The sequence below is a fragment of the Nocardia sp. NPDC003183 genome, assembly GCF_053590715.1.
On the sequence record NZ_JBSFTG010000005.1, the window covers coordinates 259161 to 283962 of the forward strand.

Here is a 24802-nt window from a genome sequence, read left to right on the forward strand (position 1 = left end):
ACATGCGCTGCCGAGGCGGCGCCGGGGCGTGGATCAGTCGGTCGCGGCGACCGCGCGCGCAGCACGCATCTCGGTGATCTCGCGTTCGAAATCGGCTGCGCTGGTGAAGGATCGGTACACCGAGGCGAAACGCAGGTAGGCCACCTCGTCGAGGTCGCGCAGGGGGCCGAGGATGGCGAGGCCGACCTCGTGGCTCGGCACTTCGGGAGATCCCTTGGCGCGCACCGCGTCTTCGACCTGCTGGGCGAGCAGGTTCAGGGCGTCGTCGTCGACTTCACGGCCCTGGCAGGCCCGGCGCACACCGACGATCACCTTCTCGCGGCTGAACGGCTCGGTCACGCCACTGCGCTTGACCACCGACAGGATCGCGGTCTCGACGGTGGTGAATCGGCGCGCACAGCTCGGGCAGGAACGACGGCGGCGGATCGCGGTGCCCTCCTCGACTTCCCGCGAGTCGACGACGCGCGAGTCGGGGTGTCGGCAATACGGGCAATGCATCCGAGGGTTCCTTCGTCGATGCGCATTTCTATTCCATGGCTCTTGACAGGATACCGGTCAGGATGGCACAACCTGCCACTGCGTGGCCAGGTCCGCGATGATGTCGGGTAGCCGGGCGAGCATCCGGCCCCGGTCGAGCTTGACGGTGAACGGTTCGCGATACACCGTCCCCGCGCGTGCCGCGTCGGTCGCGAGGTCGAGATGACGCGGCAGCAGGTCGGCGGCGATGTAGTCCCAGCGGGTCTCCCGGTCGGCCCAGTTGAACGCGGGCAGTGGCGTCCGCAGACCTAGCGGCCGCCCCGCGGCGATCGGCGACCACACCGTGACCGGGGCGTACACGCCGGGGGCGCGGGTGCCGGGGACGGCGGGCTTGCCCGCGACCGTGGTGACGTAGGTGAGCACCCGACCCATCCCGGCACGACCGCGTGCGGTCACATCCCACTGGTCGGCGATGATCTGGTTCTGTTCCCGATCGGCCATCGCGACCAGCGCGTCGCCGCGACCCGCTTCGGTGCCGCCGTCGATCCCGGCCCAGGCCGTCCGCATGCCGTCGTCGAGCAGGCCGGCCGCGGACATCTCCTCGATGCCCGCCATCCCGTCGGCGAGATAGGCCTCGTGCATCGGGACCAGGTCGATGAAGATGTGCTTCTGCATGATCATCAGCCGGGTCTGATACCAGGCCAGGTCGGCGGCGGTCAGCCGAGGGCCGAGGGCCGCCAGACCACTGATATCGGCCGGGACGCCGGCGAGCAGTTCCGGCGGGGTGGCACGCAACAGGTCGGCGACAGCGTTGCCGAGTTCGTGGATTCCGCCCACGGACACACCGGCGGCGACGTCACCGACGTCGAAGAAGCCGGCGGCGAAGGACGCGCCCGCGATGCCCGCCATGCCCGCCCAGTAGAGATCGGAGCGGGTGGCGGCGAGGCGGAAGTAGTTCACGTACACCTGGCTGAAGGTGGCGGAATTAGCCGCGACGCCACGCTCGGGCGCCCAGGCTTCGAGGTCGATCGCGGCATTGTCGGTGGCGACGACGAGCCAGTACTGGTGCAGCAGCGTCGCGTACCGCGCGGGGTCGATGCCGTCGTCGCGCGCCTGGGTGAGTGCGTCCCGCAGGGGTTGCTGCGCCGAGGGCAGCGCCGGGTGCAGCCCGCCACCGTATTCGCCCACACCGTTGAGCGCGGGGAGATCGAGGTACTCGGTGTAGCCGGGAGCCGCGTGCGCGGCGGGTGCCAGTAGGGCGCCGAGCACCACACCGAGCAGTAGAGCGATCGAGCAGCGGCGCACCGAGACCTCGCATCCGGGTTCGACCGGGGCCCCCGCCCCGATTCAGGATGCTCGTCACCGTAGCAACGTGTTCTAGTTTCAGGGTGTGATTCGTCGATACAGATGATCTCGCACACCGCCGGAACCCGCGCTGAAAATGCTTCCGCGCAGCGATTTTCGACTCATCGCCCCGGCTCGGACTGCGCTCCGGACTCCAACCCCGCCTGCTCCGAAGTTCCGGGCGTCGTCGAGTCGAGGTGGTCGGCGAAACTACCCGCGCGCACGTGGGCGAGCCCGAGAAAGGCGACGACGATCAGCGCGGTCACCAGCGCCGTCACGGCGAGCGCGGCGAACCCGGCCTTGGCCTGCTCGACTCGACGCAGCGGGTGGACGCCCCGCGCGCGGCCGGTACGCACGGGACCGCGGGCATAGAGCGCGAGATCGCTGTGCGGCGCGCGGTGCCGCGGGCCGCGGTCCGCCGCCGGCGGGCGAACGATCTCACGGGAACGGCGCGCCGGTGCGCTGCGGGGCACGGTGGCGAAGGCGAGATCGAGTTCGGCGTCGGTGAGGTCGATCCGCCGGGGGACGCGGACGATGTCGGCGGCTTCGGTCGCGGGCAGGCCGTTCGCGGGTGGGCTCAACTCGCCGGAGCGGACGATACTGCGTGCCCCGCTCGCGGACGCGGTCGCGACCGGGCGAGGCGAGGCGGGGCTTGCGATGGGCGCGGTCGACGATGCTTCGACGGCCTGGCGTTCGATGCCCGTCGAGCGTGACATCGCCGATCGAACCACGGCGAAAGGTCGTGGGGTGCGGGCGGACCGGCGGCGGCGGAGCACGGGCTCCGGAGCGGCGGTGGGGTCTGTGGAACGCAGGGCGCTGGTTGCTGTGCTCATCGGAAGAACCTCCGGGGTGGTGTGCTCCGCTGCTGCGAGAAAGTACTGGTGAGGCGGCAATGCCTCCCGCCGTTCGAACACCTGTGCGACGAACTGATGTTCGATTTCTACCAGATCCCCGCGCCGCTGTCAGCACGAAACGCCCGACATGCTCGAACAGATGTTTGATAGTTCGGCGTGGCACGACTAGCCTCGAGATGGCGAATTCGACAACTGGAAGGGCGGGACACGGTGACCCACACAGACGACACGGGTGACGAAAGCGGCACCGGCACCGTCACATCGGGATCCGGGACGGATCTCACCGTGCGTCAACGCACGGTCCTCGATGTCATCCGCTCCTCGGTGACCGAACGGGGCTACCCGCCCAGCATCCGTGAGATCGGCGACGCGGTCGGCCTCACCTCCACCTCCTCGGTGGCTCATCAACTGCGCGCCCTCGAACGCAAGGGCTACCTCCGTCGCGACCCGAACCGGCCGCGCGCGGTGAATGTCCGCGGACTCGACGAGGCGGTTCGCTCGGTCACCACGCTGTCCCAGCAGACCGACGAGGTCGACCCGAGCCGCCCGACTCCGACCTTCGTCCCGGTCCTCGGCCGGATCGCCGCCGGTGGCCCGATCCTGGCCGAGCAGGCCGTGGAAGATGTGTTCCCGCTGCCGCGCGAACTCGTCGGCGAGGGATCACTGTTCCTGCTCAAGGTCGTCGGCCAGTCGATGGTCGACGCGGCCATCTGCGACGGTGACTTCGTGGTGGTACGTCAGCAGAATGTCGCCGAGGGTGGCGACATCGTCGCGGCGATGATCGACGGCGAGGCCACGGTGAAGACCTTCAAACGCAGCGGTAAGGACGTGTGGCTGATGCCACACAACCCGCACTTCGAGCCGATCCCCGGCAACGACGCGCAAATCCTGGGCAAGGTCGTCACCGTCATCCGCAAGGTCTAGCGGCGCGCGGTCGCGGTCATCTCCCAGATCAGCAACTCGGCGGCGGTCACCGCGGTGACGCGGTGGCCGCCGGTCGCTGTCAGGCGGACGGCGTCGCCCTGCTCCAGGGTGCCGTAGCCCTCGTAGTCGGCGGTGCCACGAGCGAGGAAGACGTGACCGTAGGGCGCATCGGGGACGGTGATCGCCTGGCCGGGGTCCAGCCGCGCGACGTGGAAGGCAGCGTGGCGGTTACCGATCCCGATCGCCGCCTCGCCGCGATGGCGCGCCATACCGGACGCCACCGGCACCAGCGCGTTGCGGGCGAGGTCACCCTCGATGTCGAGTTCCTGGTAGCTCGGGGCGACACCCGTCGCGTCCGGCGGGATCCACATCTGCACGACGTGCAGGCGCTCCTTCTCCCGGTAGCCCGCCCCGTTGCGCTCCGAATGCAGGATGCCAGCGCCCGCGCTCATCCGCTGCGCGAGGCCGGGACGGATCACCCCCGAGTGTCCGGCCGAATCCTGATGCACCACGGTGCCTTCCAGCACCCAGGTGAGGATCTCGGTGTCGCGGTGCTGATGGGTGTCGAAGCCCTCGCCCGGGTCGACGATGTCCTCGTTGTGCACGAGCAGCAGCCCGTGCGCGGAGTCCTCGAGCACGAAGTTGCCGGTGACCGGGAACGACTGGCGCGAGTCGAGCCATTCGTTGCGCCAGCGCCTGCGGTCGGCGCCGGGCACGACCTGGACCTGTTCCGTCACGATCATCGCCACCCTCTCGTTATCCGGACCCTAGTCCGTATAACTGGGGTAACGAGATCGGCGCCGCGGGCATTCCGCACCCGCACGAGCGCGTCTGCCCTGCGGCGCCGATCCAGCCGATCAGGCGGTTGCGGTCACCAGGGCAGCGCGTTGCGCAGGCGGCCGACCAGCGTGCGCCCGCTGTCGCGGTCGCGCTCGTTGAACAGGAACTGCAGTTCTTCCTCGAGGCCCTTGCGCACCACATCACGCAGATCGGCGGACGCACCGTCGATGTCGTCGGCGTCCATCCACGGTGTGGGGTCGATCGGCGCACCCGCCGAGAAGTAGAACCGTTCCGGGCGGGGCAGCGGCGTCGGGCCGACTCCCTTGACCAGCGGCGGGCTCAACTCGGGATTGATCCCGAGCAGGCGGCAGGTCCAGCGCAGCGGCGACATCACCGGGTGCTGACCGTCGACGACGATGTCGTAGGCATCGTCGATGCCGATCATCGCCAGCGGCACGATCGGCACCCCCGCCTGGATCGCCATCCGCGCGAACCCGGTGCGGCCCTCCCACTTCAGCTCGTACTTCTCGCCGCTGCGGCGGATCGCCTCCCGGCCACCGCCGGGGAACACCACCACCGCCTCCCCGCGCTCGAGCAGCGCCAGGCAGTTCGAGCGGGTACCGCGCACCGCACCGAAATGATGCAGGAAATCCCGCACGCCGGGCACCATCAGCACATGCTCGGCCAGACCGCGCACCAGCCTGCCGCGCTGGCGCAGGATCTCCGGCATGATCAGCGGTGCGTCGATCCCGCCGAGCAGATTGTGGTTGGCCACGATCAGCACCGGCCCTTCGGCCGGAATATTGTCCAGACCGTAGAACTTCGGACTGGTCCACGCCCGCAGCGGCGCGAGCACCGCTTCGAACGCGCGGATGTCCCATTCACTCGGCGCCGGGTTCAGCGGCGCCCCATCCGAGAGAACAGGGTCGCCCACCGCAACCCTGTTCTCCATCACTTTTTCCGTACCTTGATGGTCGTTCGACATAACACCCTCCTGCTGTCGATATTCGACCATAGCGTTCGAAAATCCCTGTGTCGCATCGACATTTGTCCGCAACCGGCGGGCAAATCAGCGAAAAAGATCAGCTGAGCACCGGTTCCGCGGGACCGGAGTGCGCGTACTCGGACAGGGCGGCGGCCAACGCGTGCGGCACGCGCGCGCGAACCCGGGTACCGCCCTCCTCGTGCTCGGCGGTGACGATCCGGCCGTCCGCGTGGATGCGGGCGAGCAGGTCGCCACGGCTGTAGGGCAGCAGCACACTGATGTCGACATCGAGTCCGCCGAGCACCTCCGAGAGCCGCTCACGCAACTCGTCCACGCCCGCGCCGGTCTGCGCGGAGACGAACGCCGCCTGCGGCAACATGCCGCGCAACCGGGTGAGCTCGTTCGGGTCGGCGGCGTCGATCTTGTTGACCACCAGCAGTTCCGGCGGCGCCGGCGTGCCCTGCTCCCTGATCACATCGGTGATCACCTCGCGGACCGCCTTGATCTGTTCGAGCGGCAGCGGGTCGGCGCCGTCGACGACGTGCAGCAGCAGATCGGCGCCGGTGACCTCTTCCAGGGTCGAGCGGAAGGCCTCGACCAGCTGGGTCGGCAGGTGGCGGACGAAGCCGACGGTGTCGGTGAACACCATCTCGCGGCCGTCGTCGAGCGCGGCCCGGCGGGTGGTCGGGTCCAGGGTGGCGAACAGCGCGTTCTGCACGAGCAGGCCTGCGCCGGTGAGCGCGTTCATCAGGCTGGACTTGCCCGCGTTGGTGTAGCCGACGATCGCGATCGAGGGCACTCCGCTCTCGGTGCGGCGCGCGCGCATGGTGTCACGGGCGGTCTTCATCTCCCGGATCTCGCGGCGCAGTTTGGCCATCCGTTCGCGGATCCGGCGACGATCGGTTTCGATCTTCGTCTCACCGGGACCGCGGGTGCCGACGCCACCGCCGGCGCCGCCCGCCCGGCCACCGGCCTGACGCGACATCGACTCACCCCAGCCGCGCAGGCGCGGCAGCATGTACTCCATCTGCGCCAGCGCGACCTGCGCCTTACCCTCGCGAGAGGTGGCGTGCTGGGCGAAGATGTCGAGGATCAGCGCGGTCCGGTCGATGACCTTCACCTTGACGACCTTCTCCAGCGCGGTGAGCTGCGCGGGCGTGAGTTCACCGTCGCAGATCACCGTGTCGGCACCGGTGTCGAGAACGACCGTGCGCAGCTCTTCGGCCTTGCCGGAGCCGATGTAGGTGGCCGGGTCGGGCTTGTCGCGGCGCTGGATCAGCGCCTCGAGGACCTCCGAGCCCGCGGTCTCGGCGAGCGCGGCCAGTTCGACCATGCTCCCCTCGGCCTGGGCCGAACTGCCGCTGGTCCAGACACCGACCAGCACCACGCGCTCGAGGCGCAGCTGGCGGTACTCGACCTCGGTGATGTCGGTGAGCTCGGTGGACAACCCGGCGACGCGTCGCAGCGACGAGCGCTCGTCGAGCTGCATCTCGCCGACGGTCGGATCGGCCGCCCAACCGGGCTGTTTCATGCGGGCCGCGTGGCGGGCCAGCGCATCATCGACGTCACCGCGATCGGCGGCGACGTCGGGATCGGCCGCGGTGGTGTGCTCGGCCGATGTGGATTCTGTGGGTTCTACTGGTTTCGTCATACGTTCTCTATGCTGCCACGTCCGGGTGACAGCGTGCACGCGGTTATCGGTGCTACTGCGCGTCCCACCAGGACTGCGACAGCGTTCCCGAGGCCAGCAGGACCGAGGGACCGCGCAACCAGGCACGTCCGTCGGCGATCCCGACACGCACCTGCCCGCCCGGCACACGCACGGTGACCTCGCCGGATTCGGTGCCGATCGACACACCGGCGGCGGTCAGCGCGGCAGCGGCGGCGGCCACGGTGCCGGTGCCACAGGAACGGGTTTCGCCGACGCCGCGTTCGTACACGCGCATGTCGACGCTGTTGTCCGCGTCGAGCGCGGTGAGGATCTCGACGTTCACCCCGTGCGGGAACAGGTCGGGGTCGAAGCCGGGGGAAACGCTCAGGTCGAGTTTGGCGAGCGCGTCGACGGTCAGACTGTCGTCGACGCAGGCCAGATGCGGATTGCCGACATCGATGCCGATTCCGGCCAGGGCCCAGCCCGCCAGGGTCGCGGTGGACGGGCCGAGTTCGCGGACGACGCCCATGTCCACCGTCACGTCACCGTCGGTCCGACCGGCGGCGTGCACCACGACCGGACGGGCGCCCGCACGGCTGCCGACGACGTATTCGGTGCGCTGTTCGAGCCCGGTGGCACCGAGGTAGTGCGCGAAGACCCGCACGCCGTTGCCGCACATCTCGGCGATCGACCCGTCACCGTTGCGGTAGTCCATGAACCAGTCCTCGGCGCCGACGCCCTCCGGCAGCGCTTCCAGCACACCGGCGGCGAGCAACGCACCGGCCTTCGCCACGCGCAACACGCCGTCGGCGCCGAGGCCACGCTGCCGGTCGCACAGTGCGGCGACGCGGTCGGCCGTCAGGTCGAGGCGCACCTCGAGGTCGGGCAGCACCACGAAGTCGTTCTGGGTGCCGTGGCCCTTGCTGAATTCGATGTCGGACACGTCGGCCATTCTCCTCTGCGCCGTCGACGGTTTCACTACCGGGCGAAGGTACGCCGCTGCCGGGCGATCTCGTAGAGGCTGATCGCCCCCGCCGACGGCGCGCCGAGCGAACTGGCGGTGCCGCCCATCGGGATGGTGACCAGGTCGTCGCACGCGTCGGCCCAGGCCGAGCTCATGCCGGTGGTCTCGTTGCCGACGACCAGGATCGTCGCCTCGGTGAAGTCGTGGTCGTAGATGGTGCCCGGCGCGTGTTCATCGGTGCCGACGATGCGGGTGGGGATGCCGCGCGCCGCCTGGCGGTCGCGGAATTCGAGCACCTGACCGGGGCCCGCCGCGCGCAGCACCGGCACGGCGAACAGCGAGCCGGTCGAGGCGCGCACGGCCTGCGGGTCGAACTGGTCGGCGCCGTGGCCGGTGACGATCACCCCGGAAGCGCCGAAGGCGTCGGCCGAGCGGATCAAGGTGCCGAGGTTGCCGGGCGAGTTCGGGCGATCGAACACGACGACCACCGGGGCGTCCTCCCCTGGCTCACCGGGCGCGTAGTCGGCCAGATCGCGGTGTCGCGACACCGCGACCGCCACGATCTCCGGTGCGCTCGCCGCCTTCTCTCCCAGATCGGCCATGAGCTCGGGCACGAGGCCCACCTGCGGCACGTCGGCGGTGTCGAGGATCTCGCGCGCCCAGCTCGACAGTTCGGGGCCACCGAGCCGGTAGAGCAGGGTTTCCAGCGGCCAGTCATTGGCCAGGGCCTGCGTGATCGGGCGCACGCCTTGCACGAGGAACCGGCCGTCACGATGACGTTTTGTCCGGTTGTTGAGGTATGCCTGCCACACCTGCACCGAGGCGTTGCGGGTACTCACTCGTCGCGTCACTGCGCTGTCCGTCCTATCGGGTCGGTATTCGCTTCGGAGAGCAGGGCCAGCGCGGTCGCGGCGAGCTCGGGATCGGCCCCGTCGACCCAGGAGACCCTGGGGTCACGGCGGAACCACGACCGCTGCCGTCGCACATAGCGGCGGGTGCCGATCAGGGTGCGTTCGCGGGCGTGGCCGAGGTCGTATTCGTCGTCGAGGTAGGCCAGCACCTGGGCGTAGCCGATCGCGCGGCGGGCGGTCTGGCCTTCGCGCAGGCCCCGGTCGATCAGACCGCGGACCTCGTCGACCAGACCGTGTTCGAACATCAGGGCGGTGCGGGTCTCGATGCGGGCATCGAGGGCGGCGGTCTCCCGGTCGACGCCGAGAATCGCGGTGTTCCAGCGCGGGGCGCCGATGGTCGGGGCCGAAGCGGCGAACGGGCGACCGGTCAGCTCGACCACCTCGAGCGCGCGCACCATGCGCCGCCCGTCGGTGGGCAGAATGGTCGCCGCGGCGACCGGGTCGGCCTCGCGCAGCGCCGCGTGCAGCGCCTGCACCCCGCCCTCCTCCAGGAGCGCTTCCCAGCGGGCGCGGACCTCGGGATCGGTGGCCGGGAAATCCCACTCGTCGAGCAGCGCCTGCACGTACATCATCGAACCGCCGACGATGACCGGGGTCTTCGCGCGCGCCATGATGTCCTCGACGACGGCGCGGGCCGCGCTCTGGTAGGCGGCGACGGTCGCGGTCTCGGTGACGTCGAGCACGTCGAGCAGGTGGTGCGGGATACCGCGTCGCTGGTCGGGCGGCAGTTTCGCGGTGCCGACATCCATCCCGCGATAGAGCTGCATCGCGTCGATGTTGACGATCTCGCCGCCGAGTTCGGTGGCGAGATCGAGGGCGAGGTCGGATTTCCCGGTGGCGGTGGGGCCGACGACCGCGATCGGTCTGCTCGTCACTCGTCGATCCCTTCCCGTCCACCCGGTTGCCACACGCTCACGTCGTAGCCGACGCCGTAGGGTGCGCCCTGGTACAGGGTACGGACCCGCGGATCGGCCGAATCGGCGGCGAACAGACCGCCGAGTACCTGGTAGGCGGCGCGTCCGTCGACGAGCAGCGCCGCGCACAAGTCCGGCTCGAGCGCGGCCAAGCCTGCCCGCGAACCTGTGCGCAGCGCCGCGTCGAGGTCGTGCTGAACAGCGGTGGCCCGCTCGTCGAGATAGCCGGGCGACTTGACCGTCAACGTCGCGGCACCGTCCGCGACGACGAGCACCGCGCACGGGTCCTGCTCGCTGTCCAGTTCGGCGCGCAGCGCGGCGCCCGCCGCGGCGCAATCGATGGCAGGCGTGCCCGCGGCGAACAGCCGGGCCCGCACCGAGATCCGGGGCGCGACCTGCTCCCGCAACCATCCGGCGACCAGTACCGGAAGGGGAAGCTGAGCGTCTGCTGGACCGGGGTCCTCGCCCGCCGGGCCGAGCCCGACGACGACGTCGGCGCCGAACCCACGGAAGGTCCCCCGGGTCGCCGAACCGTAGGTCAGGTCATGGCTACCGACTCCGACGACGACCCACCGGTCGGCGGCCTCGGCGAGGGCCGCGGCGGCGTCGAGGGCGGCCGCGCGCAGCACCACGGTCGGATCGTCGGGATCGCTGCCGGACACCGGGACTCGCCCACACAGTTCGGGCACCAGCATCGGCGGCGACGGGACCAGGGCCGCTATCGAGAACACGCGGTAACCGTAGCCGCAGCGCGCACCGGGGCCCACATCCGGCGCGGCGCGGGCGCGCGGCGGTCTGCGAGTGTCCGGCGTAGGGATGCCCGCCGAGATTGCTAGTGTTTTCAGGTGCGACTACCCACGTCGTCCGGGACGAAATCCCAGGAAATCCGCTATTCGATCCTCCGGATCGATGGTTTCCGCGGCTCGAACCGGGTTCAATGGGATGTGCTAGGGCGTAACCAGGCAGCCGTGACGCGCGGCAGGGACGGAGAGCAATGACCGACAGCAACGGAACCGCGAAGCCCACCCCAGGTCCGGCCCCGCGACCGTCCGGTACCCCCAAGCCCGGCGGGAATGCTCCGCGTCCGCCGAAACCCCATGCCGTGAAACCGGCGCCGGGCCCCGATCAACCGCATCCGCACGCCGTGATCGTGCCCAGTGCCACCGACCCGGGCAAGTGGGGTCGCGTCGACGAAGACGGCACCGCCTGGGTGCGGACCGCGGATGGCGAACGGATCGTCGGCTCCTGGCAGGCGGGCGACGTCGCCGAGGGCTTGGCGCACTTCGGCCGCCGCTTCGACGATCTGGCGACCGAGGTCGCGCTGCTCGAGGCCAGGCTGGCCGCGGGGGCCGATGCCCGCAAGACCAAGGCCGCCGCGCTGGCACTGGCCGAGACGCTGCCGACGGCGGCCGTCATCGGCGATATCGACGGCCTCGCCGCTCGGCTACAGGTCATCACCGAACACTCCGAGGAAGCCGCCGCGCACGCCAAGGAGGAGAAGGACCGCGCCCGCCACGAGCACACCGAGCGCAAGGAAGCTCTCGCCGCCGAGGCCGAGCAGATCGCCGCCGAATCCACCCAGTGGAAGGCCGCGGGCGACCGGCTGCGCGAGATCCTCGACGAGTGGAAGTCGATCCGCGGGGTCGACCGCAAGGTCGACGACGCGCTGTGGAAGCGCTATTCCAAGGCCCGTGAGGCGTTCAACCGCCGGCGCGGCGCCCACTTCGCCGACCTCGACCGCGAACGCGCCACCGCCAAGACGCGCAAGGAAGAGCTGTGCGTGCGCGCCGAGGAGCTGGCCGACTCCACCGACTGGACCGGCACCGCCGCGGTGTTCCGCGACCTGCTCACCGAGTGGAAGGCCGCGGGCCGGGCACCGCGCGAGGCCGACGAGTCGCTGTGGCGACGGTTCAAGAGCGCCCAGGATGTGTTCTTCGCCGCCCGCAACGCGGCGGTCAGCGAACGCGACGCCGAGTTCGATCACAACGCCGCCGCCAAGCTGGAACTGCTGGCCGCCTACGAGCACATCGACCCGGCCAACGGCGTGGACGCCGCCCGCAACGCGCTGCGCGAGCTGCAGGACAAGTGGGACGCCATCGGCAAGGTCCCCCGCGAGCGCATGCAGGAACTCGAAGCCAAGCTGCGCGCCATCGAGAAGCGGGTTCGCGACGCGGCCGATCAGCAGTGGCGTCGTTCCGATCCCGAGGCCGTCGCGCGAGCCGCGCAGTTCCGTGAGCGGGTCGCCCAGTTCGAGGAGCAGGCCGCCAAGGCCACCGCGGCGGGCAAGAAGCGCGATGCGGAGAAGGCGCTCGAGCAGGCACAGCAGTGGCGCGAATGGGCCGAAGCCGCAGAGGGCGCAGTCAGCAATCTGTGAGCGCGACAGAAAGAAACCCCCGGCCGATTCGGTCGGGGGTTTTCTTGTCTGGCAGGACTATTCGCCGCTGAGTCGCTTGCGGTCGCGATCCTCGGCTTCGCGGGCCGCGGTGCGACGCTGTTCCTCCGCGGCGAGTTGCACGGCGGTGCGGCTCCACACCACCCGAACCCAGTGGAAGGTGAGCACCATGATCGCGAGGGTGCCCAGGATGAGGCCGATCCCCGGACCCGCGCCCTGGTAGTTGCCCAGGCCCGGGGTCTGGCGGTGCCAGATCGAGAGCACACCGAACACCGAGCCCACGGCCGACCCCGCGCAGGCGATCCAGGCCAGAACCCAGCGACGGGTGGTCAGCGCCAGCAGCGAGAAGCCGACACCGAAGACGATGACCAGCCACACGAAGATCCGCGACGGCAGGCCGATGTGTTCGACCCCCGCCGCATCGGTGGCGAGCAGCACGTCGAAGCCGCGCGCCGTACCGGCGGTCGGCAGGACCAGCGAGATCAGCAGCGCGAAGACCGCGCCCGCCACCACCAGCGCTCGCGCGCCGGGGTCGATCTCACCGGCGATGCGGCGCTCGACCGCGTCGAGCTCACCGCGGAATTGTTCGAAATCCTCGTCGTTGCGCGCCGGGTTCACCGCGTGTCCGCTCCTGTCCACAGGCTGGTCGTTGGCGGGTCCCACTGTGCCATCACCGGACGCGCCGTTCGCATCCGACCCACTACGACCGGTAGTAGATTTGTCGTCGCTCACGACGAGCACCCCGTCGAACAGCCGCTCTCGACCGTCTCGATGATCGGCGCGCCGATCCGGGGCAACCCGAGACCGACACCGATCGGCGCCGTTTTGGGCGTGATGCCGCGTTCGTGCGCGTCACCGGCGGCGGTACGTCGATGCGATTTCACCGCGCTGTCGGCGATGAGATGGTGCGGCGCCGCCTCGGTGATGTCGACGGTGACGATGTCGCCCGGCCGGATGCCGGTCACGTCGCCGGGCCGGAAGTGCACCAGCCTGCCGTCGCGCGCACGACCGCTCATCCGCGCGGTCACCGCGTTCTTCTTGCCCGCACCCTCGGCGACGAGCAGTTCCACCTCGGTGCCGATGAGCGCCTGGTTGTTCTCCCAGGAGACCTGGTCCTGCAAGGCGATCAGGCGTTCGAAGCGTTCCTGCACGACCTGCTTGGGCAGCTGATCGGGCAGGTCGGCGGCCGGAGTTCCGGGACGCTTGGAGTACTGGAAGGTGTAGGCGCTGGTGAAGCGGGCGCGCCGGACCACGTCGAGGGTCTCGAGGAAGTCCTCCTCGGTCTCGCCGGGGAAGCCCACGATGATGTCGGTGGTGATCGACGCGTGCGGCATCGCGGCGCGCACCTTGTCGATGATGCCGAGGAAACGCTCCTTGCGGTAAGAACGGCGCATCGCTTTCAGCACCCGATCCGAACCCGATTGCAGCGGCATGTGCAGCTGCGGGCAGACGTTCGGGGTGGCCGCCATCGCCTCGATCACGTCGTCGGTGAACTCCGCGGGATGCGGGGAGGTGAACCGCACGCGTTCGAGGCCCTCGATCTGTCCGGTCGCGCGCAGCAGCTGCGCGAACGCGCCACGGTCGCGCGGCTGCTCGGGATCGACGAAGTTCACGCCGTAGGAGTTGACGTTCTGTCCGAGCAGGGTCACTTCCAGCACGCCCTGGTCGACCAGCGCCTGCACCTCGGCGAGCACGTCTCCGGGACGACGATCCACTTCCTTGCCACGCAGTGCGGGCACGATGCAGAACGTGCAGGTGTTGTTGCAGCCCACCGAGATCGACACCCAGCCCGCGTAGGCCGACTCCCGCTTGGCGGGCAGCGTCGACGGGAAAGCCTCGAGCGATTCGAGGATCTCCACCTGCGCCTGCTCGTTGTGACGGGCCCGCTCGAGCAGCACCGGCAGCGAACCGATGTTGTGGGTGCCGAACACCACGTCGACCCACGGCGCCTTGCGCACCACGGTCTCGCGATCCTTCTGCGCCAGGCAGCCGCCGACGGCGATCTGCATACCGGGGCGCCCCTGCTTGACCGGGACCAGCTGACCGAGTGTGCCGTAGAGCTTGTTGTCGGCGTTCTCGCGCACCGCGCAGGTGTTGAACACCATCAGATCGGGCGTCTCTCCGGTGGCGGCCTTGACATAGCCCGCGTCCTCGAGCAGCCCGGACAGGCGTTCGGAGTCGTGCACGTTCATCTGGCAGCCGAATGTGCGAACCTCATAGCTGCGCTGCGCCACAGAGCTGTGCTGCGTCGCGCCCTCAGTCGCGTCCTGAACCGTCGAATCCACCTGTCCAGGGTACGGGCAGCCCTGAATGTGATGCGCGTCACGGTTGCGTTCGCGCGATAATACGCAAAGGTAACGGGCAGCCGCCGGGTTACCAGCAGGTGTCGTTTCGGCGTGCCGTCACGGCATGTCTTCGAAAGCCGGGCAATTCTCCAGAATGGACATAAGGTTTCTGACCATGACCGACGACGCCGCACCCGCGAACGGGAACGCCGACGCCGCAGCCACCACCGCTGCTCCGCCGATGATCTCGATGCGCAACGTGGACAAACACTTCGGTGAGCTCCATGTCCTGCGCGATATCCACCTCGAAGTGCCCCGTGGGCAGGTCGTGATCGTCCTGGGCCCGTCGGGTTCGGGGAAATCCACCCTGTGCCGCACGATCAATCGCCTCGAACCGATCGACTCCGGTGACATCGCCATCGACGGCGTCGCACTGCCCGACGAGGGCAAGGCTCTCGCCGCGCTGCGCGCCGAGGTGGGCATGGTGTTCCAGTCGTTCAACCTGTTCGCGCACAAGACCATCCTCGAGAACGTGATGCTGGCGCCGACGAAGGTCCGCGGGAAGAAGAAGGACGAGGCGCGCAAGCACGCCCTCGCCCTGCTCGAGCGGGTCGGCATCGCCAACCAGGCCGACAAGTACCCGGCCCAGCTCTCGGGCGGCCAGCAGCAGCGCGTGGCGATCGCCCGCTCACTGGCCATGGATCCCAAAGTCATGCTGTTCGACGAGCCGACCTCGGCGCTCGACCCCGAGATGGTCAACGAGGTGCTCGACGTGATGGTGGCGCTGGCCAAGGAAGGCATGACCATGCTCGTGGTCACCCACGAGATGGGCTTCGCCCGCCGTGCGGGCGACCGCGTGCTGTTCATGGCCGACGGCGAGATCGTCGAAGACGCCGCGCCCGAAACGTTCTTCACCGCACCGAAATCCGAACGCGCCAGGGACTTCCTCGGCAAAATTCTCAGTCACTGAGTCGCAGCACCATTGTCACAAGGAGAAGGAAACCCATGAGGATCAATCGTGCGATGCGCGTCGGAATCGGCGCAGCGGCACTGGTATTGGCAGCCACCGTCACCGCGGCCTGTGGTGGCGGTGACAACAAGTCGGCGCTGGACAACGCCAAGGACGGCAAGCTCACCATCGGCATCAAGTTCGACCAGCCGGGTCTGGGCCTGCGCAATACCGACGGCACCTACAGCGGCTTCGACGTCGACGTCGCCAAGTACGTCGCCGACAAGCTCGGCGTGAAGCCGGAGAACCTCACCTTCAAGGAATCGCCGTCGGCGCAGCGCGAGACGCTGATCGAGAACGGTCAGGTCGACCTCGTCGTGGCCACCTACTCGATCAACGACAAGCGCAAGGAGAAGGTCGATTTCGGCGGCCCCTACTACATCGCGGGCCAGGACCTGCTCGTCCCGGCCGCCAACACCGACATCACCGGCCCCGATTCCCTCTCGGGCAAGAAGGTCTGCTCGGTGAAGGGCTCCACCCCGGCCCAGAACATCGAGAAGAACTACCCGCAGGCGCAGCTGCAGACCTACGACACCTACTCGCTGTGCATCGAGGCGATGCGTAGCGGCGCGATCGACGCGGTCACCACCGACAACGTCATCCTGGCCGGTTACGCCGCGCAGTCGCCGGGCACCTTCAAGCTGGTGAACAAGCCCTTCACCACCGAGAAGTACGGCATCGGCCTGAAGAAGGGCGATTCGGAGCTGCGCGGCAAGGTCAACGACGCCATCCAGGCGATGATCGATGACGGTTCGTGGAAGGCCTCGCAGGAGAAGAACTTCGCGGGTACCGGTATCGCGGTGCCGGCACCGCCGACCGTCGACCGCTACTGATCAACCACTGACCATCGGTGGCCCGGGGTTTCCCGGGTCACCGATGCGGTGTTGTCCTGCTGGCTTTCACACCGATCGGAGGACGCGCGTCCGTGTTCGACCTGATCTCGAGGTATGACAACCAAATCCTCGATGCGTTCTGGGTAACCATCAAACTCACCTTCTTCTCGGCGATCGGTGCGCTCGTCATCGGTACCGTCGTCGCCGGCATGCGCGTATCCCCGATTCCGGTCGCGCGCTGGGTCGGCGCGGCGTATGTAGCGGTCTTCCGCAACACTCCGCTCACCCTGATCCTGGTATTCACCTCGCTCGGCCTGTACAGCACCCTCGGGTGGAAACTCGGCAGTGACGAGATCAAGGTCATCAACTATCGCTGGGCGATCATCGGCCTGAGCGTCTACACCGCCGCCTTCGTCTGCGAATCGCTGCGTTCGGGCATCAATACCGTCGCGCTCGGCCAGTCCGAAGCGGGCCGGTCGCTGGGCTTCGGATTCGCCCAGAACCTGCGATTGATCGTGCTGCCCCAAGCCTTCCGGGCCGTGATCGCGCCCCTGGGCAGTGTGCTGATCGCGCTGACCAAGAATTCGACGGTCGCCTCCGTCATCGGCGTCGCCGAAGCCGCGTACCTGATGGGCGCGATGATCGAGAACGAAGCCGCCATTCTCACCATCGGTGCGATCTTCGCGCTCGGCTTCGTCGTCCTCACCCTGCCGACCGGGCTGTTGTTCGGCTGGCTGGCCAAGCGATACGAGGTGGCACGATGAGCGGCGCTTCGGTTCTGTTCGACGCTCCGGGGCCCCGCGCGCGGCTGCGTCACAACCTGTACTCGGTTCTGGTCGTCGTCGTGCTGGTCGGCGCGGGCTGGTGGCTCTACGACGCGTTCGCCGACAAGGGCCAGTTCACCGCGGCCAAGTGGAAGCCGTTCCTCGAGTCCGAGATCTGGGAAACCTATCTCCTGCCCGGTCTGGAAGGCACCCTCACCGCCGCCGTGATCTCGATCATCGGCTCGGTGTTCTTCGGCATGATCTTCGGGATCCTGCGCCTGTCGGACCACGCGTGGGTGCGCTGGGTCGCGGGCACGATCGTCGAGTTCGCCAGGGCGATCCCGGTGCTGATCCTGATGATCTTCCTGTTCGCGGTGTTCGGCGACTACGACCTGTTCCCGTCCGATCAGCTCGCGCTGGCCGCGGTGGTCATCGCGCTGATCATCTACAACTCCGCGGTCATCGCCGAGATCGTGCGCGCGGGCATCAAGTCGCTGCCCAAGGGACAGACCGAAGCCGCCGTGGCGCTGGGGCTGCGCAAGAACCAGCTCATGCGGTTGATCCTGCTGCCGCAGGCCATCACGGCCATGCTGCCCGCACTGGTCTCGCAGATGGTCGTTGTCCTCAAGGACACCGCGCTGGGCTACCAGATCACCTACGTGGAGCTGGTGCGGTCGGGTCAGCAAGAAGGCGCGTCGTTGCAGAACACGATCCCCGCGCTGATCGTCATCGCGCTGATCATGATCTCGCTCAACATGGCGCTGAGCTTCCTGGCCACCACCCTGGAAAAGCGGTTGCGGTCGCGGAAGAAGAGCGGTGGCGCGGTGCTGGCTGCCGACTCGATCCTCGCCGACGCCGCGCCCGGCGTGGACATCACCAAGAAGTAGTCCCACCCACGACGATCGGGGCCCGATCCGTCCGGATCGGGCCCCGATCGTTGTTACCTAGTCCTCGCCGATGAGGCCGAATTCGCGCAGCAGCGGCCCGATCTCGGTGTCGTCGAGCTTCTTCAGCAGTCGATTGCGGACGAACTCAGGTCCGGGCAGGCTCATCTCCTCGCCGTCGCGCAACTTGCTGGTCGCCGCGAGCAGCGACCGGATGTCGTAGGTGGAGCCGAAGACCTCCGGCACTCCCCGCTCGACACCGAGCAACGTGTAGGCCGCTTCCATACCGGTGCGCACCGAGTACTCGGTGGTGAAGATGCAGTCGCGGGTGGTCTCCGCGAACTGGCCGATGAAGGCGAAGTTCACCGCGCCCGCGGGCACCACGTCGGGGCGGTCACCGGCCTGGCGCGGCATGAAGAACGCGGTGACATACGGCATCATCACCGGGACGCACGTCGCGGCGTCCGCGGCCATCTCCGGGATCTCGGCTTCGGGAACACCCAGGTGGTACAGCCATTCCTGGGTGATCTCCGCACCCGTACAGTCCTGCATCGACTTCTTCACGAAATCGCCTGGCCGATCGACGAACAGCGCGTACACCCACACCACGATCTGATCGGCGGGCTGCTGCTTGAAGTGCGGCTGCCGGTTCACCGTCCAGCTCATCAGCCAGGACGAGTCCTTCGCCGTCACGATGCCGCCGGTGACCACTTTGCCGCTGAACGGGTCTCGCTTGCAGATCTTCTGGATGTAGCGGGGAATGCGCTCGTCGAGGGTGGTGACCGTGGCCGACTCCCATTTGGTCTCCGGGATGTGGCCGCCGAAGACCTCCGGATGGCCGAACGCGGGGTCCTTGGCGGCGATGCGCCGCCACAGATCCCAGGCCGGGGCAGGTCCCTCGTCGAGCCGGGCGGGAGTGTGCTGATCGCCCTCGTTCGAGTTCTCGGTGAGCGAGCCGATGGTGACGAACAGCAGGTCGTCCGCGGTCAGGTCGACCCCGCCCTCGACACCCTCGGACACCCAGTGCAGCCGGGTGGCCTGCTTGCGCGGCCCGCTGATGTCGAAGTCGACGTCGGTGACCTCGGTGTCGAAGCGGAATCGCACACCCTGGTCGAGCAGCCACCGGTACAGCGGCAGCACCAGCGACTCGTACTGGTTGTATTTGGTGAACTTCAACGCGGAGAAGTCGGGCAGGCCACCGATGTGGTGGATGAACCGGTGCAGGTACAGCTTCATCTCCAGCGCGCTGTGCCATTCCTCGAACGCGAACATGGTGCGCCAGTACAGCCAGAAGTTGCTGGCCAGGAAGTCCGGGCCGAACACCTCGTCGATGCGCTTGTTCTCCATCTGCTCGCGGGTGGCGAGGAACACCTTCACGATGTCCTTCTGCGCACGATCGGTGAGCGTGAACAAGCCGTCGGTGTGCGCGTCCTGGCCCCGTTGCACGGTGGCCCGCTGCAGGGAGAAGTTCGGGTCGTCCTTGTTGAGCCAGTAGAACTCGTCGAGCACGCTGGCGCCCTCGATCTCCATCGACGGCACCGAACGATAGAGGTCCCACAGGCATTCGAAGTGGTTCTCCATCTCGCGCCCGCCGCGAATGACGAACCCCTTCTTCGGTTCCCTGATGCCGTCGAGCGCGCCGCCGGGCAGAGCCAGCCGCTCCAGCACGGTGATCTTGTCGGCCGCCAGCTGCCCGTCCCTGATGAGGAACGCCGCGCCGGAGAGCGAGGCCAGCCCGGCACCGACGAACCAGGCCGATTTGGCGTCCACCCCTTCGGGTTTGCGCGGCCGGGCGAACGCTTCGTAATTGCCACTGCTGTAGTACATCCGTCTCCTCTGTCCGTTCCGGAAAGTCGAGCGGGACTATGCGCTGTAGCGGTAGAACCCCTCTCCGGTGGCGGCACCGAGCTTGCCCTTGTCGATGTAGTTCTCCTTGAGCCAGGCCGCGAGCTTCTTGTGGGCGGCGCTGCCGTTGATCAGGATGTTGTACGGAGTGGTCAGGCCGACGATGTCGAGGATCTGGAACGGGCCCATGGGTGCGCCGGTGGCGATGCGCCAGGTCTCGTCGACCGCGGCGGGCTCGGCATATCCGCCCGCGGCGAGCTCGATTCCGGAATTCAGGAACGGCACCAGCAGCGAGTTGAGGACGTAACCCGCCTTCTCCTTGTGCAATTCGATCGGCACCATGCCGATCGCTTTCGCGAACTCCACCACGGCGGCGAACACCGCCGGATCGGTCTGCTCGGTGCCCATCACCTCGGCGGTGTTGAACTTCCAGACGTGGTTGGCGAAGTGCAGCGCCAGGAACCGATCGGGGCGCCCGGTGTAGTCGACGATGTCGCTGGGCAGCAGCGTCGAGGAATTCGTCGCGAACACGGTGCGTTCGGGCGCGAGCGCACCGAGCTTGCCGTACAGGTCGCGCTTGATCTCGAGTACCTCCGGCACCGCCTCGATGATGAGGTCCGCCTCGGCCGCCGCGGTGGCCAGATCGGTGGTCAGGGTGATGCGCGCCGCGGTCGCCGCGGTGTTGCTCGCATCGGCGCCTGCCACGTCCTGCTGATACACCGCGGCGAGTCCATCGAATCGGGTGCGTGCGGCGGTGAGCGCCGCGTCGTCGATGTCGTAGGCGGTGACGTCGAACCCGTGGAAGGCGGTCTGGAAGGCGATCTGGGATCCGAGCACCCCCGTCCCGAGGACTGTCACCTTGCGGAATTCGATGGTCATGCGTCAGCCTCCCAGTCTGGACGCGGGCACCCCCACCGCTGCGCGTCCTGGTTTCCGGTGTCTCTACCGCCGTCCATCATGGACCGAGAAGCTGAGGCGTTGGTGTGAGCGACCCACGCGTTCCGGACATCTCGGGCAGATACTGGTAACAGTTCGGCAAACCGGCACAGTGGGTCAGCCGGCGGTGACGAGGCCCTCGGCGACCATCCAGTCACGGGCGACATCGGCGGGTTCGCGACCGTCGATGTCGACCTGACGGTTGAGTTCGGTGATCACCTCGTTGGTGAGACGGGCGGAGATCGGTGCCATCACCTGCACGGCCTCGGGGTGCGCGTCGGCGAAATCGCGGTGCATGACCAGCGACGCGTTGTACTTCGGGAAAAAGGCCTTGTCGTCTTCGAGGAGCACCAGTTCGAGCGCGGGGATGCGGCCGTCGGTGGCGGCGACCGAGCCGAAGCGGCACTGCTTCGCGTCGGCGGTGGCCTGGTAGACGAGCGCGTCCTGGACGATCTGGCGCTGGGCCTTGCCCGGGTCGATCCCGTAGGCGGCAGCCAGACCGGGATAGCCGTCCGGGCGGACGTTGAACTCGGTGCCGACGCAGGTGGCCGCCGCAGCGGGATCTTTCGCGAGGAGTTTCGCGTAGTCCGACAGCGTGCGCACGCCGGTTTCCTCGGCGGTGCCCTTGCTCGTGACCAGGGCGTAGGTGTTGTTCATCGGCGCCATCGCCGCCCAGACCATGTTGTGTTCGGCCAGGTCGGCGTCGCGGACCGCGTCGAACTGCGCCGCCTCGGTGGGGATCGGCTTCTCCTTGCCGAGGTAGTTGATCCAGCCGGTGCCGGTGTAGTCGTAGGCGATGTCGATCTGGCCGTTCAGTTGCGCGTCGCGCAGGCTGTTGGAGCCTTGGATATTGGTCAGGTCACGCACATTCGCGCCCGCGGCCGTCAAGGCGAATTCGATCATGTAGCCGAGGATGTTGGCCTCGGTGAAGTCCTTGGAGCCCACCGTGACCGCGACACCGTCGAGTTCCGGCACCTGCTCGATACTGCCCGGTCCCACGGGCAGCGGCACCGAACCGCCCGACTGCAGACCGCAACTCGCGAGCACCACGACGCTCAGCACCGGGACCAGTCCGCGCAACAATCCGGTGAATCTCACCGCAACCCCCTCGGACCGAGAAACTGTTCGGCCAGCGCGCCCAGCCAGTCGACGAACAGCGCCAGCGCGACGGCGAGCACCGCGCCGAGCGTCAGAGTCACGGTGTCGCGCAGTTTGTAACCGGTGTCGATGAGAATGCCGAGTCCACCCGCACTCACCATGAACGACAGGGTGGCGGTGCCGACGGCCAGCACCAACGAAGTCCGCAGGCCGGCCAGGATGTAGGGCACCGCGAGTGGGAACTCGATGCGGCGCAACACGAGTCCCGCCGACATGCCCTGTCCCCGGCCCGCGTCTATCAGGGCGGGGTCGACCTCCTGGTAGCCCAGGATCGTATTGCGCAGCACCGGCAGCAGCGAGCAGAACGCGATCGGCGCGACACCCACCCAGAACCCGGTGGTGCGGGTGACCAGGTAGCACAGCACGATCAGGCCGATCGCCGGCGCCGATGCCCCGATATTGGCGATGCCGACGAATATCGGGGCCAGACGGCGGAATCGGTGCCTGGTGAGCAATGTCCCGAGCGGCACGGCCAGCACCACGACGATGAGCACGACCGCCGCCGTGATCAAGATGTGCTGCCAGGTCACCTGGGCGACATTGCGCACGCTGATGCTGGCCTGCTGGGTGACGGTGAGATCGCGCCGGAACGCCCAGACCAGCACCCCGACGGTGAGGATCAGCACGATCACCGGCTGAGCCAGCAGGCGGAGGTATTCCGCGCGACGCTGGGTGGCGGGGGCAGCGGTCGCGGCGGGGACGTCGACGATCGAACGCGAAGAGGTGGCAACAGAATTCGTCACGATATCGATCTCCTCACCCGGTCCGATTCGACCGGTGACCGTAGCGCTGACCACTGTGCTCCGACACCACGGACACCCGGGATCTGGTTGGTTCGGCCCGCCGACACCGAACCATCGAGAACCAGGCACACCCTGTGTGGACCACGATCATGCGCGGCACAGCCTGCGGGCACCGCAGGTTCGTAGGAGGCCGGCCATCGATGCGATTCGGTCGTCATGCCGGCGCCGATTCGGTGGCGGCGAGGTGGTTGATGAGGGTGTCGACGGTGACGGTTCCGGCGTAGGTCCCGGTGTTGTCGACGACGACGGCGGAAGCGGTGCGTTCGGTGAGCAGCGCGGCCAGCGCGTCTTGCAGCGTGGCGTCGGCGGGGAGGGTGGCGCCGATCGGGGTGCCGAGGTCGCGCGACGAATCCGCGTGGGCGAGTTCATCGGTCGTCACTCGCCGGAGCGGGCGGCGCTGGGCGTCGAGGACGATGCCCCAGGTGCGGTCCGCGTCCCGCAGGGCGGCGGTGAAGGCCGCGGGGGTGGTGTCGTCGGTGGCGGTGATGCCCTGGTCCAGGTCGAGGTCGGCGAGGACGGTGAGGCCGAGGCGGTCGATGGTGGCTGTCGCGCCGACGAACCCGGCGACCGTCTCGTCGGCGGGGGCCGCCAGGATCGCGGCGGGGGTGTCGTACTGCAGGATGCGGGAGCGGTCGCCGAGGACGGCGATACGATCGCCCAGCTTCACCGCTTCCCCGAAGTCGTGGGTGACGAAGACGATGGTCTTGCCGAGTTCGCTTTGCAGCCGGAGCAATTCGTCCTGCAGCAGCCCACGGGTGATCGGGTCGACCGCGCCGAACGGCTCGTCCATCAGCAGGACCGGCGGGTCGGCCGCCAGTGCCCTGGCCACACCGACGCGCTGCTGCTGTCCACCGGAGAGTTGGCGGGGGTAGCGGTTGCGGTAGGTGCCGGGGTCGAGGCCGACGAGGGTGAGCATCTCGTCGGTGCGCTCGGCGGTGCGGCGGCGGTCCCAGCCGAGCAGGCCGGGCACCGTGGCGATGTTCTTGGCGACGGTCATGTGCGGGAACAGTCCGGCCTGCTGAATCGAATAGCCGATGCCGCGGCGCAATTCGTCGGCGTCGATCGCGCCCGCGTCGCGGCCGCCGATGGTGACGGTGCCCGAGGTGGGTTCGATCAGCCGGTTGATCATCCGCATGGTGGTGGTCTTGCCGCAGCCGGACGGGCCGACCAGCACCACGATCTCCCCGGCCGGGATGGTCATGGAGACCTCCTCGACCGCGGGTTCGGGCTGTTCGGGATAGCGTTTGGTGACCCGGTCGAGGACGATCTCGACCCCGGAGACCGCGGAAGCGCGTGCCGCGTTGGTGGTTTCGATGTCAGTCACGAATTCCCCTCGGAATAGTGAGCCGTCCGAGCAGAACCAGGACGCCGTCGAGTGCGAGTGCGAGCACGACGATGAGGACGGTGCCGGTGAGTGCCTGCGGCACCGCGTTCGGGCTACCGAGGCGACCGAGCCCGGCGATGATGAGATTGCCGAGGCCGGGCCCCTTCGCGTAGGCCGCCAGTGCCAGGATGCCCATGATCATCTGGGTGCTGACCCGCATTCCGGTGAGAATGGACGGCCATGCCAGCGGCAGTTCGATCTTGGTCAGCAGGCGCAACCGGTTCATCCCGACACCGCGCGCGGCATCGGTCACCGCCGGATCCACCGACGACAACCCGAGCACCGTGTTCCGCAGGATCGGCAACAGCGCGTAGAGCACCAGGGCCACGATCGTGGGCCCGACGCCGAGCCCGAGAAACGGAATCAGCAACCCGAGCAACGCGAACGAGGGCACCGTCAGAATCGCCCCCGCCATTGCGGTAGCGGCAGCTGACCCGAGCGGACTTCGATACACGAGTATCCCGAGTGCCACCGCGATCACAGTCGCCAGCACCAGCGACTGCACCACCGCCGACACATGCAGATAGGAATCGACCAGCAATTGCTCCCGCCGGTTCACCACGAACGACCACAACGCGTCCAGGGTCCACCTCCCCGTCGTTCGGCGGCCGCCTACGGCCCTGCTCCCCGGATTTCCCACCCCGAACCGGGTGAAACATCCCTTCCCCACATCCGCATCGTCACCGACGCGGCGAATCAGCCTGC

At 68.2% G+C, this 24802-nt stretch carries 24 protein-coding genes; 6 read left to right on the plus strand and 18 right to left on the minus strand.

All coding sequences use genetic code 11. From position 1 onward, the window contains the following. Positions 1-33: 33 nt before the first annotated feature. The 3 genes from nrdR to ACWDXS_RS19460 form a co-directional block, all read right to left on the minus strand. Positions 34-498, minus strand: coding sequence for a transcriptional regulator NrdR (gene nrdR / locus ACWDXS_RS19450; RefSeq protein WP_378626625.1), 465 nt, complete (start codon positions 496-498; stop codon positions 34-36). Between the two features lie 57 nt (positions 499-555). Further along, the gene (locus ACWDXS_RS19455; RefSeq protein ID WP_449967405.1) at positions 556-1782 is read right to left on the minus strand and encodes a hypothetical protein; all 1227 of its coding nucleotides are present in this window, start codon (positions 1780-1782) and stop codon (positions 556-558) included. A gap of 161 nt (positions 1783-1943) precedes the next feature. After that, entirely contained in the window at positions 1944-2654 is a 711-nt protein-coding gene (locus ACWDXS_RS19460) for a hypothetical protein (protein ID WP_387442424.1), read from the minus strand. Between the two features lie 306 nt (positions 2655-2960). Between ACWDXS_RS19460 and lexA the strand changes: the two genes are divergently transcribed. Next, positions 2961-3599 (plus strand): transcriptional repressor LexA, encoded by a 639-nt coding sequence (lexA, locus tag ACWDXS_RS19465; RefSeq protein ID WP_379312155.1) that lies wholly within the window; start codon positions 2961-2963, stop codon positions 3597-3599. Here lexA and ACWDXS_RS19470 read toward each other — a convergent pair. The 7 genes from ACWDXS_RS19470 to ACWDXS_RS19500 all read right to left on the minus strand — a co-directional run bounded on the left by ACWDXS_RS19470 (position 3596) and on the right by ACWDXS_RS19500 (position 10535). Continuing rightward, the gene (locus ACWDXS_RS19470; protein ID WP_449967408.1) at positions 3596-4342 is read right to left on the minus strand and encodes a pirin family protein; all 747 of its coding nucleotides are present in this window, start codon (positions 4340-4342) and stop codon (positions 3596-3598) included. The genes lexA and ACWDXS_RS19470 overlap by 4 nt on opposite strands. Positions 4343-4470: 128 nt before the next feature. Next, complete coding sequence (locus tag ACWDXS_RS19475; protein ID WP_449967411.1) at positions 4471-5331, minus strand: lysophospholipid acyltransferase family protein; 861 nt, start codon at positions 5329-5331, stop codon at positions 4471-4473. Positions 5332-5461: 130 nt separating this feature from the next. Then, positions 5462-6895, minus strand: a complete 1434-nt coding sequence (hflX, locus tag ACWDXS_RS19480) for a GTPase HflX (protein WP_449967504.1) — start codon at positions 6893-6895, stop codon at positions 5462-5464. Between the two features lie 172 nt (positions 6896-7067). Then, positions 7068-7949: a diaminopimelate epimerase gene (gene dapF, locus ACWDXS_RS19485; RefSeq protein ID WP_449967507.1), complete on the minus strand. Its 882-nt coding sequence runs from the start codon at positions 7947-7949 to the stop codon at positions 7068-7070. A gap of 44 nt (positions 7950-7993) precedes the next feature. Continuing rightward, complete coding sequence (locus ACWDXS_RS19490) at positions 7994-8830, minus strand: TrmH family RNA methyltransferase (RefSeq protein ID WP_387442418.1); 837 nt, start codon at positions 8828-8830, stop codon at positions 7994-7996. Continuing rightward, the gene (gene miaA / locus ACWDXS_RS19495) at positions 8827-9765 is read right to left on the minus strand and encodes a tRNA (adenosine(37)-N6)-dimethylallyltransferase MiaA (RefSeq protein WP_449967416.1); all 939 of its coding nucleotides are present in this window, start codon (positions 9763-9765) and stop codon (positions 8827-8829) included. Before miaA ends, ACWDXS_RS19490 begins: the two co-directional genes overlap by 4 nt. Beyond that, entirely contained in the window at positions 9762-10535 is a 774-nt protein-coding gene (locus ACWDXS_RS19500) for a hypothetical protein (RefSeq protein ID WP_449967419.1), read from the minus strand. Before ACWDXS_RS19500 ends, miaA begins: the two co-directional genes overlap by 4 nt. Positions 10536-10798: 263 nt before the next feature. On the opposite strand from ACWDXS_RS19500, the gene ACWDXS_RS19505 reads away from it, so the two are divergent. Next, positions 10799-12178 carry a DUF349 domain-containing protein gene (locus ACWDXS_RS19505; RefSeq protein WP_378988544.1) on the plus strand — a complete coding sequence of 460 codons (1380 nt, stop codon included), beginning with the start codon at positions 10799-10801 and terminating at the stop codon, positions 12176-12178. A 57-nt stretch (positions 12179-12235) separates the two neighbouring features. Here ACWDXS_RS19505 and ACWDXS_RS19510 read toward each other — a convergent pair whose 3' ends face one another. Next, positions 12236-12835, minus strand: coding sequence for an Rv2732c family membrane protein (locus ACWDXS_RS19510; protein WP_378988542.1), 600 nt, complete (start codon positions 12833-12835; stop codon positions 12236-12238). 89 nt (positions 12836-12924) lie between these two features. Beyond that, a complete protein-coding gene (gene miaB, locus ACWDXS_RS19515) occupies positions 12925-14481 on the minus strand; it encodes a tRNA (N6-isopentenyl adenosine(37)-C2)-methylthiotransferase MiaB (RefSeq protein WP_378988540.1) in 1557 nt (518 codons plus the stop codon). 241 nt (positions 14482-14722) lie between these two features. Between miaB and ACWDXS_RS19520 the strand changes: the two genes are divergently transcribed. The 4 genes from ACWDXS_RS19520 to ACWDXS_RS19535 all read left to right on the plus strand — a co-directional run bounded on the left by ACWDXS_RS19520 (position 14723) and on the right by ACWDXS_RS19535 (position 17974). Then, the gene (locus ACWDXS_RS19520) at positions 14723-15451 is read left to right on the plus strand and encodes an amino acid ABC transporter ATP-binding protein (RefSeq protein WP_378655486.1); all 729 of its coding nucleotides are present in this window, start codon (positions 14723-14725) and stop codon (positions 15449-15451) included. Between the two features lie 35 nt (positions 15452-15486). After that, complete coding sequence (locus tag ACWDXS_RS19525) at positions 15487-16323, plus strand: glutamate ABC transporter substrate-binding protein (RefSeq protein ID WP_378988538.1); 837 nt, start codon at positions 15487-15489, stop codon at positions 16321-16323. A gap of 92 nt (positions 16324-16415) precedes the next feature. Next, on the plus strand, positions 16416-17087 hold the full coding sequence (locus tag ACWDXS_RS19530) for an amino acid ABC transporter permease (protein WP_378626608.1): 672 nt from the start codon (positions 16416-16418) through the stop codon (positions 17085-17087). Next, complete coding sequence (locus ACWDXS_RS19535; protein WP_378988536.1) at positions 17084-17974, plus strand: amino acid ABC transporter permease; 891 nt, start codon at positions 17084-17086, stop codon at positions 17972-17974. The genes ACWDXS_RS19530 and ACWDXS_RS19535 overlap by 4 nt, the downstream gene beginning before the upstream one ends. Positions 17975-18031: 57 nt before the next feature. Here the strand turns inward: ACWDXS_RS19535 and ACWDXS_RS19540 are convergent, their stop codons facing one another. The 6 genes from ACWDXS_RS19540 to ACWDXS_RS19565 all read right to left on the minus strand — a co-directional run bounded on the left by ACWDXS_RS19540 (position 18032) and on the right by ACWDXS_RS19565 (position 24680). Beyond that, on the minus strand, positions 18032-19798 hold the full coding sequence (locus ACWDXS_RS19540) for an oleate hydratase (protein WP_387442408.1): 1767 nt from the start codon (positions 19796-19798) through the stop codon (positions 18032-18034). Positions 19799-19834: 36 nt separating this feature from the next. Next, complete coding sequence (locus tag ACWDXS_RS19545; protein WP_387442405.1) at positions 19835-20695, minus strand: 3-hydroxyacyl-CoA dehydrogenase; 861 nt, start codon at positions 20693-20695, stop codon at positions 19835-19837. 174 nt (positions 20696-20869) lie between these two features. Further along, positions 20870-21850: a glycine betaine ABC transporter substrate-binding protein gene (locus tag ACWDXS_RS19550; protein ID WP_449967427.1), complete on the minus strand. Its 981-nt coding sequence runs from the start codon at positions 21848-21850 to the stop codon at positions 20870-20872. Continuing rightward, the gene (locus tag ACWDXS_RS19555) at positions 21847-22620 is read right to left on the minus strand and encodes an ABC transporter permease (protein ID WP_378989117.1); all 774 of its coding nucleotides are present in this window, start codon (positions 22618-22620) and stop codon (positions 21847-21849) included. Before ACWDXS_RS19555 ends, ACWDXS_RS19550 begins: the two co-directional genes overlap by 4 nt. Positions 22621-22867: 247 nt before the next feature. Next, the gene (locus tag ACWDXS_RS19560) at positions 22868-24037 is read right to left on the minus strand and encodes an ABC transporter ATP-binding protein (RefSeq protein WP_449967430.1); all 1170 of its coding nucleotides are present in this window, start codon (positions 24035-24037) and stop codon (positions 22868-22870) included. Further along, positions 24030-24680, minus strand: a complete 651-nt coding sequence (locus tag ACWDXS_RS19565) for an ABC transporter permease (RefSeq protein ID WP_449967512.1) — start codon at positions 24678-24680, stop codon at positions 24030-24032. Before ACWDXS_RS19565 ends, ACWDXS_RS19560 begins: the two co-directional genes overlap by 8 nt. Positions 24681-24802: the final 122 nt, after the last annotated feature.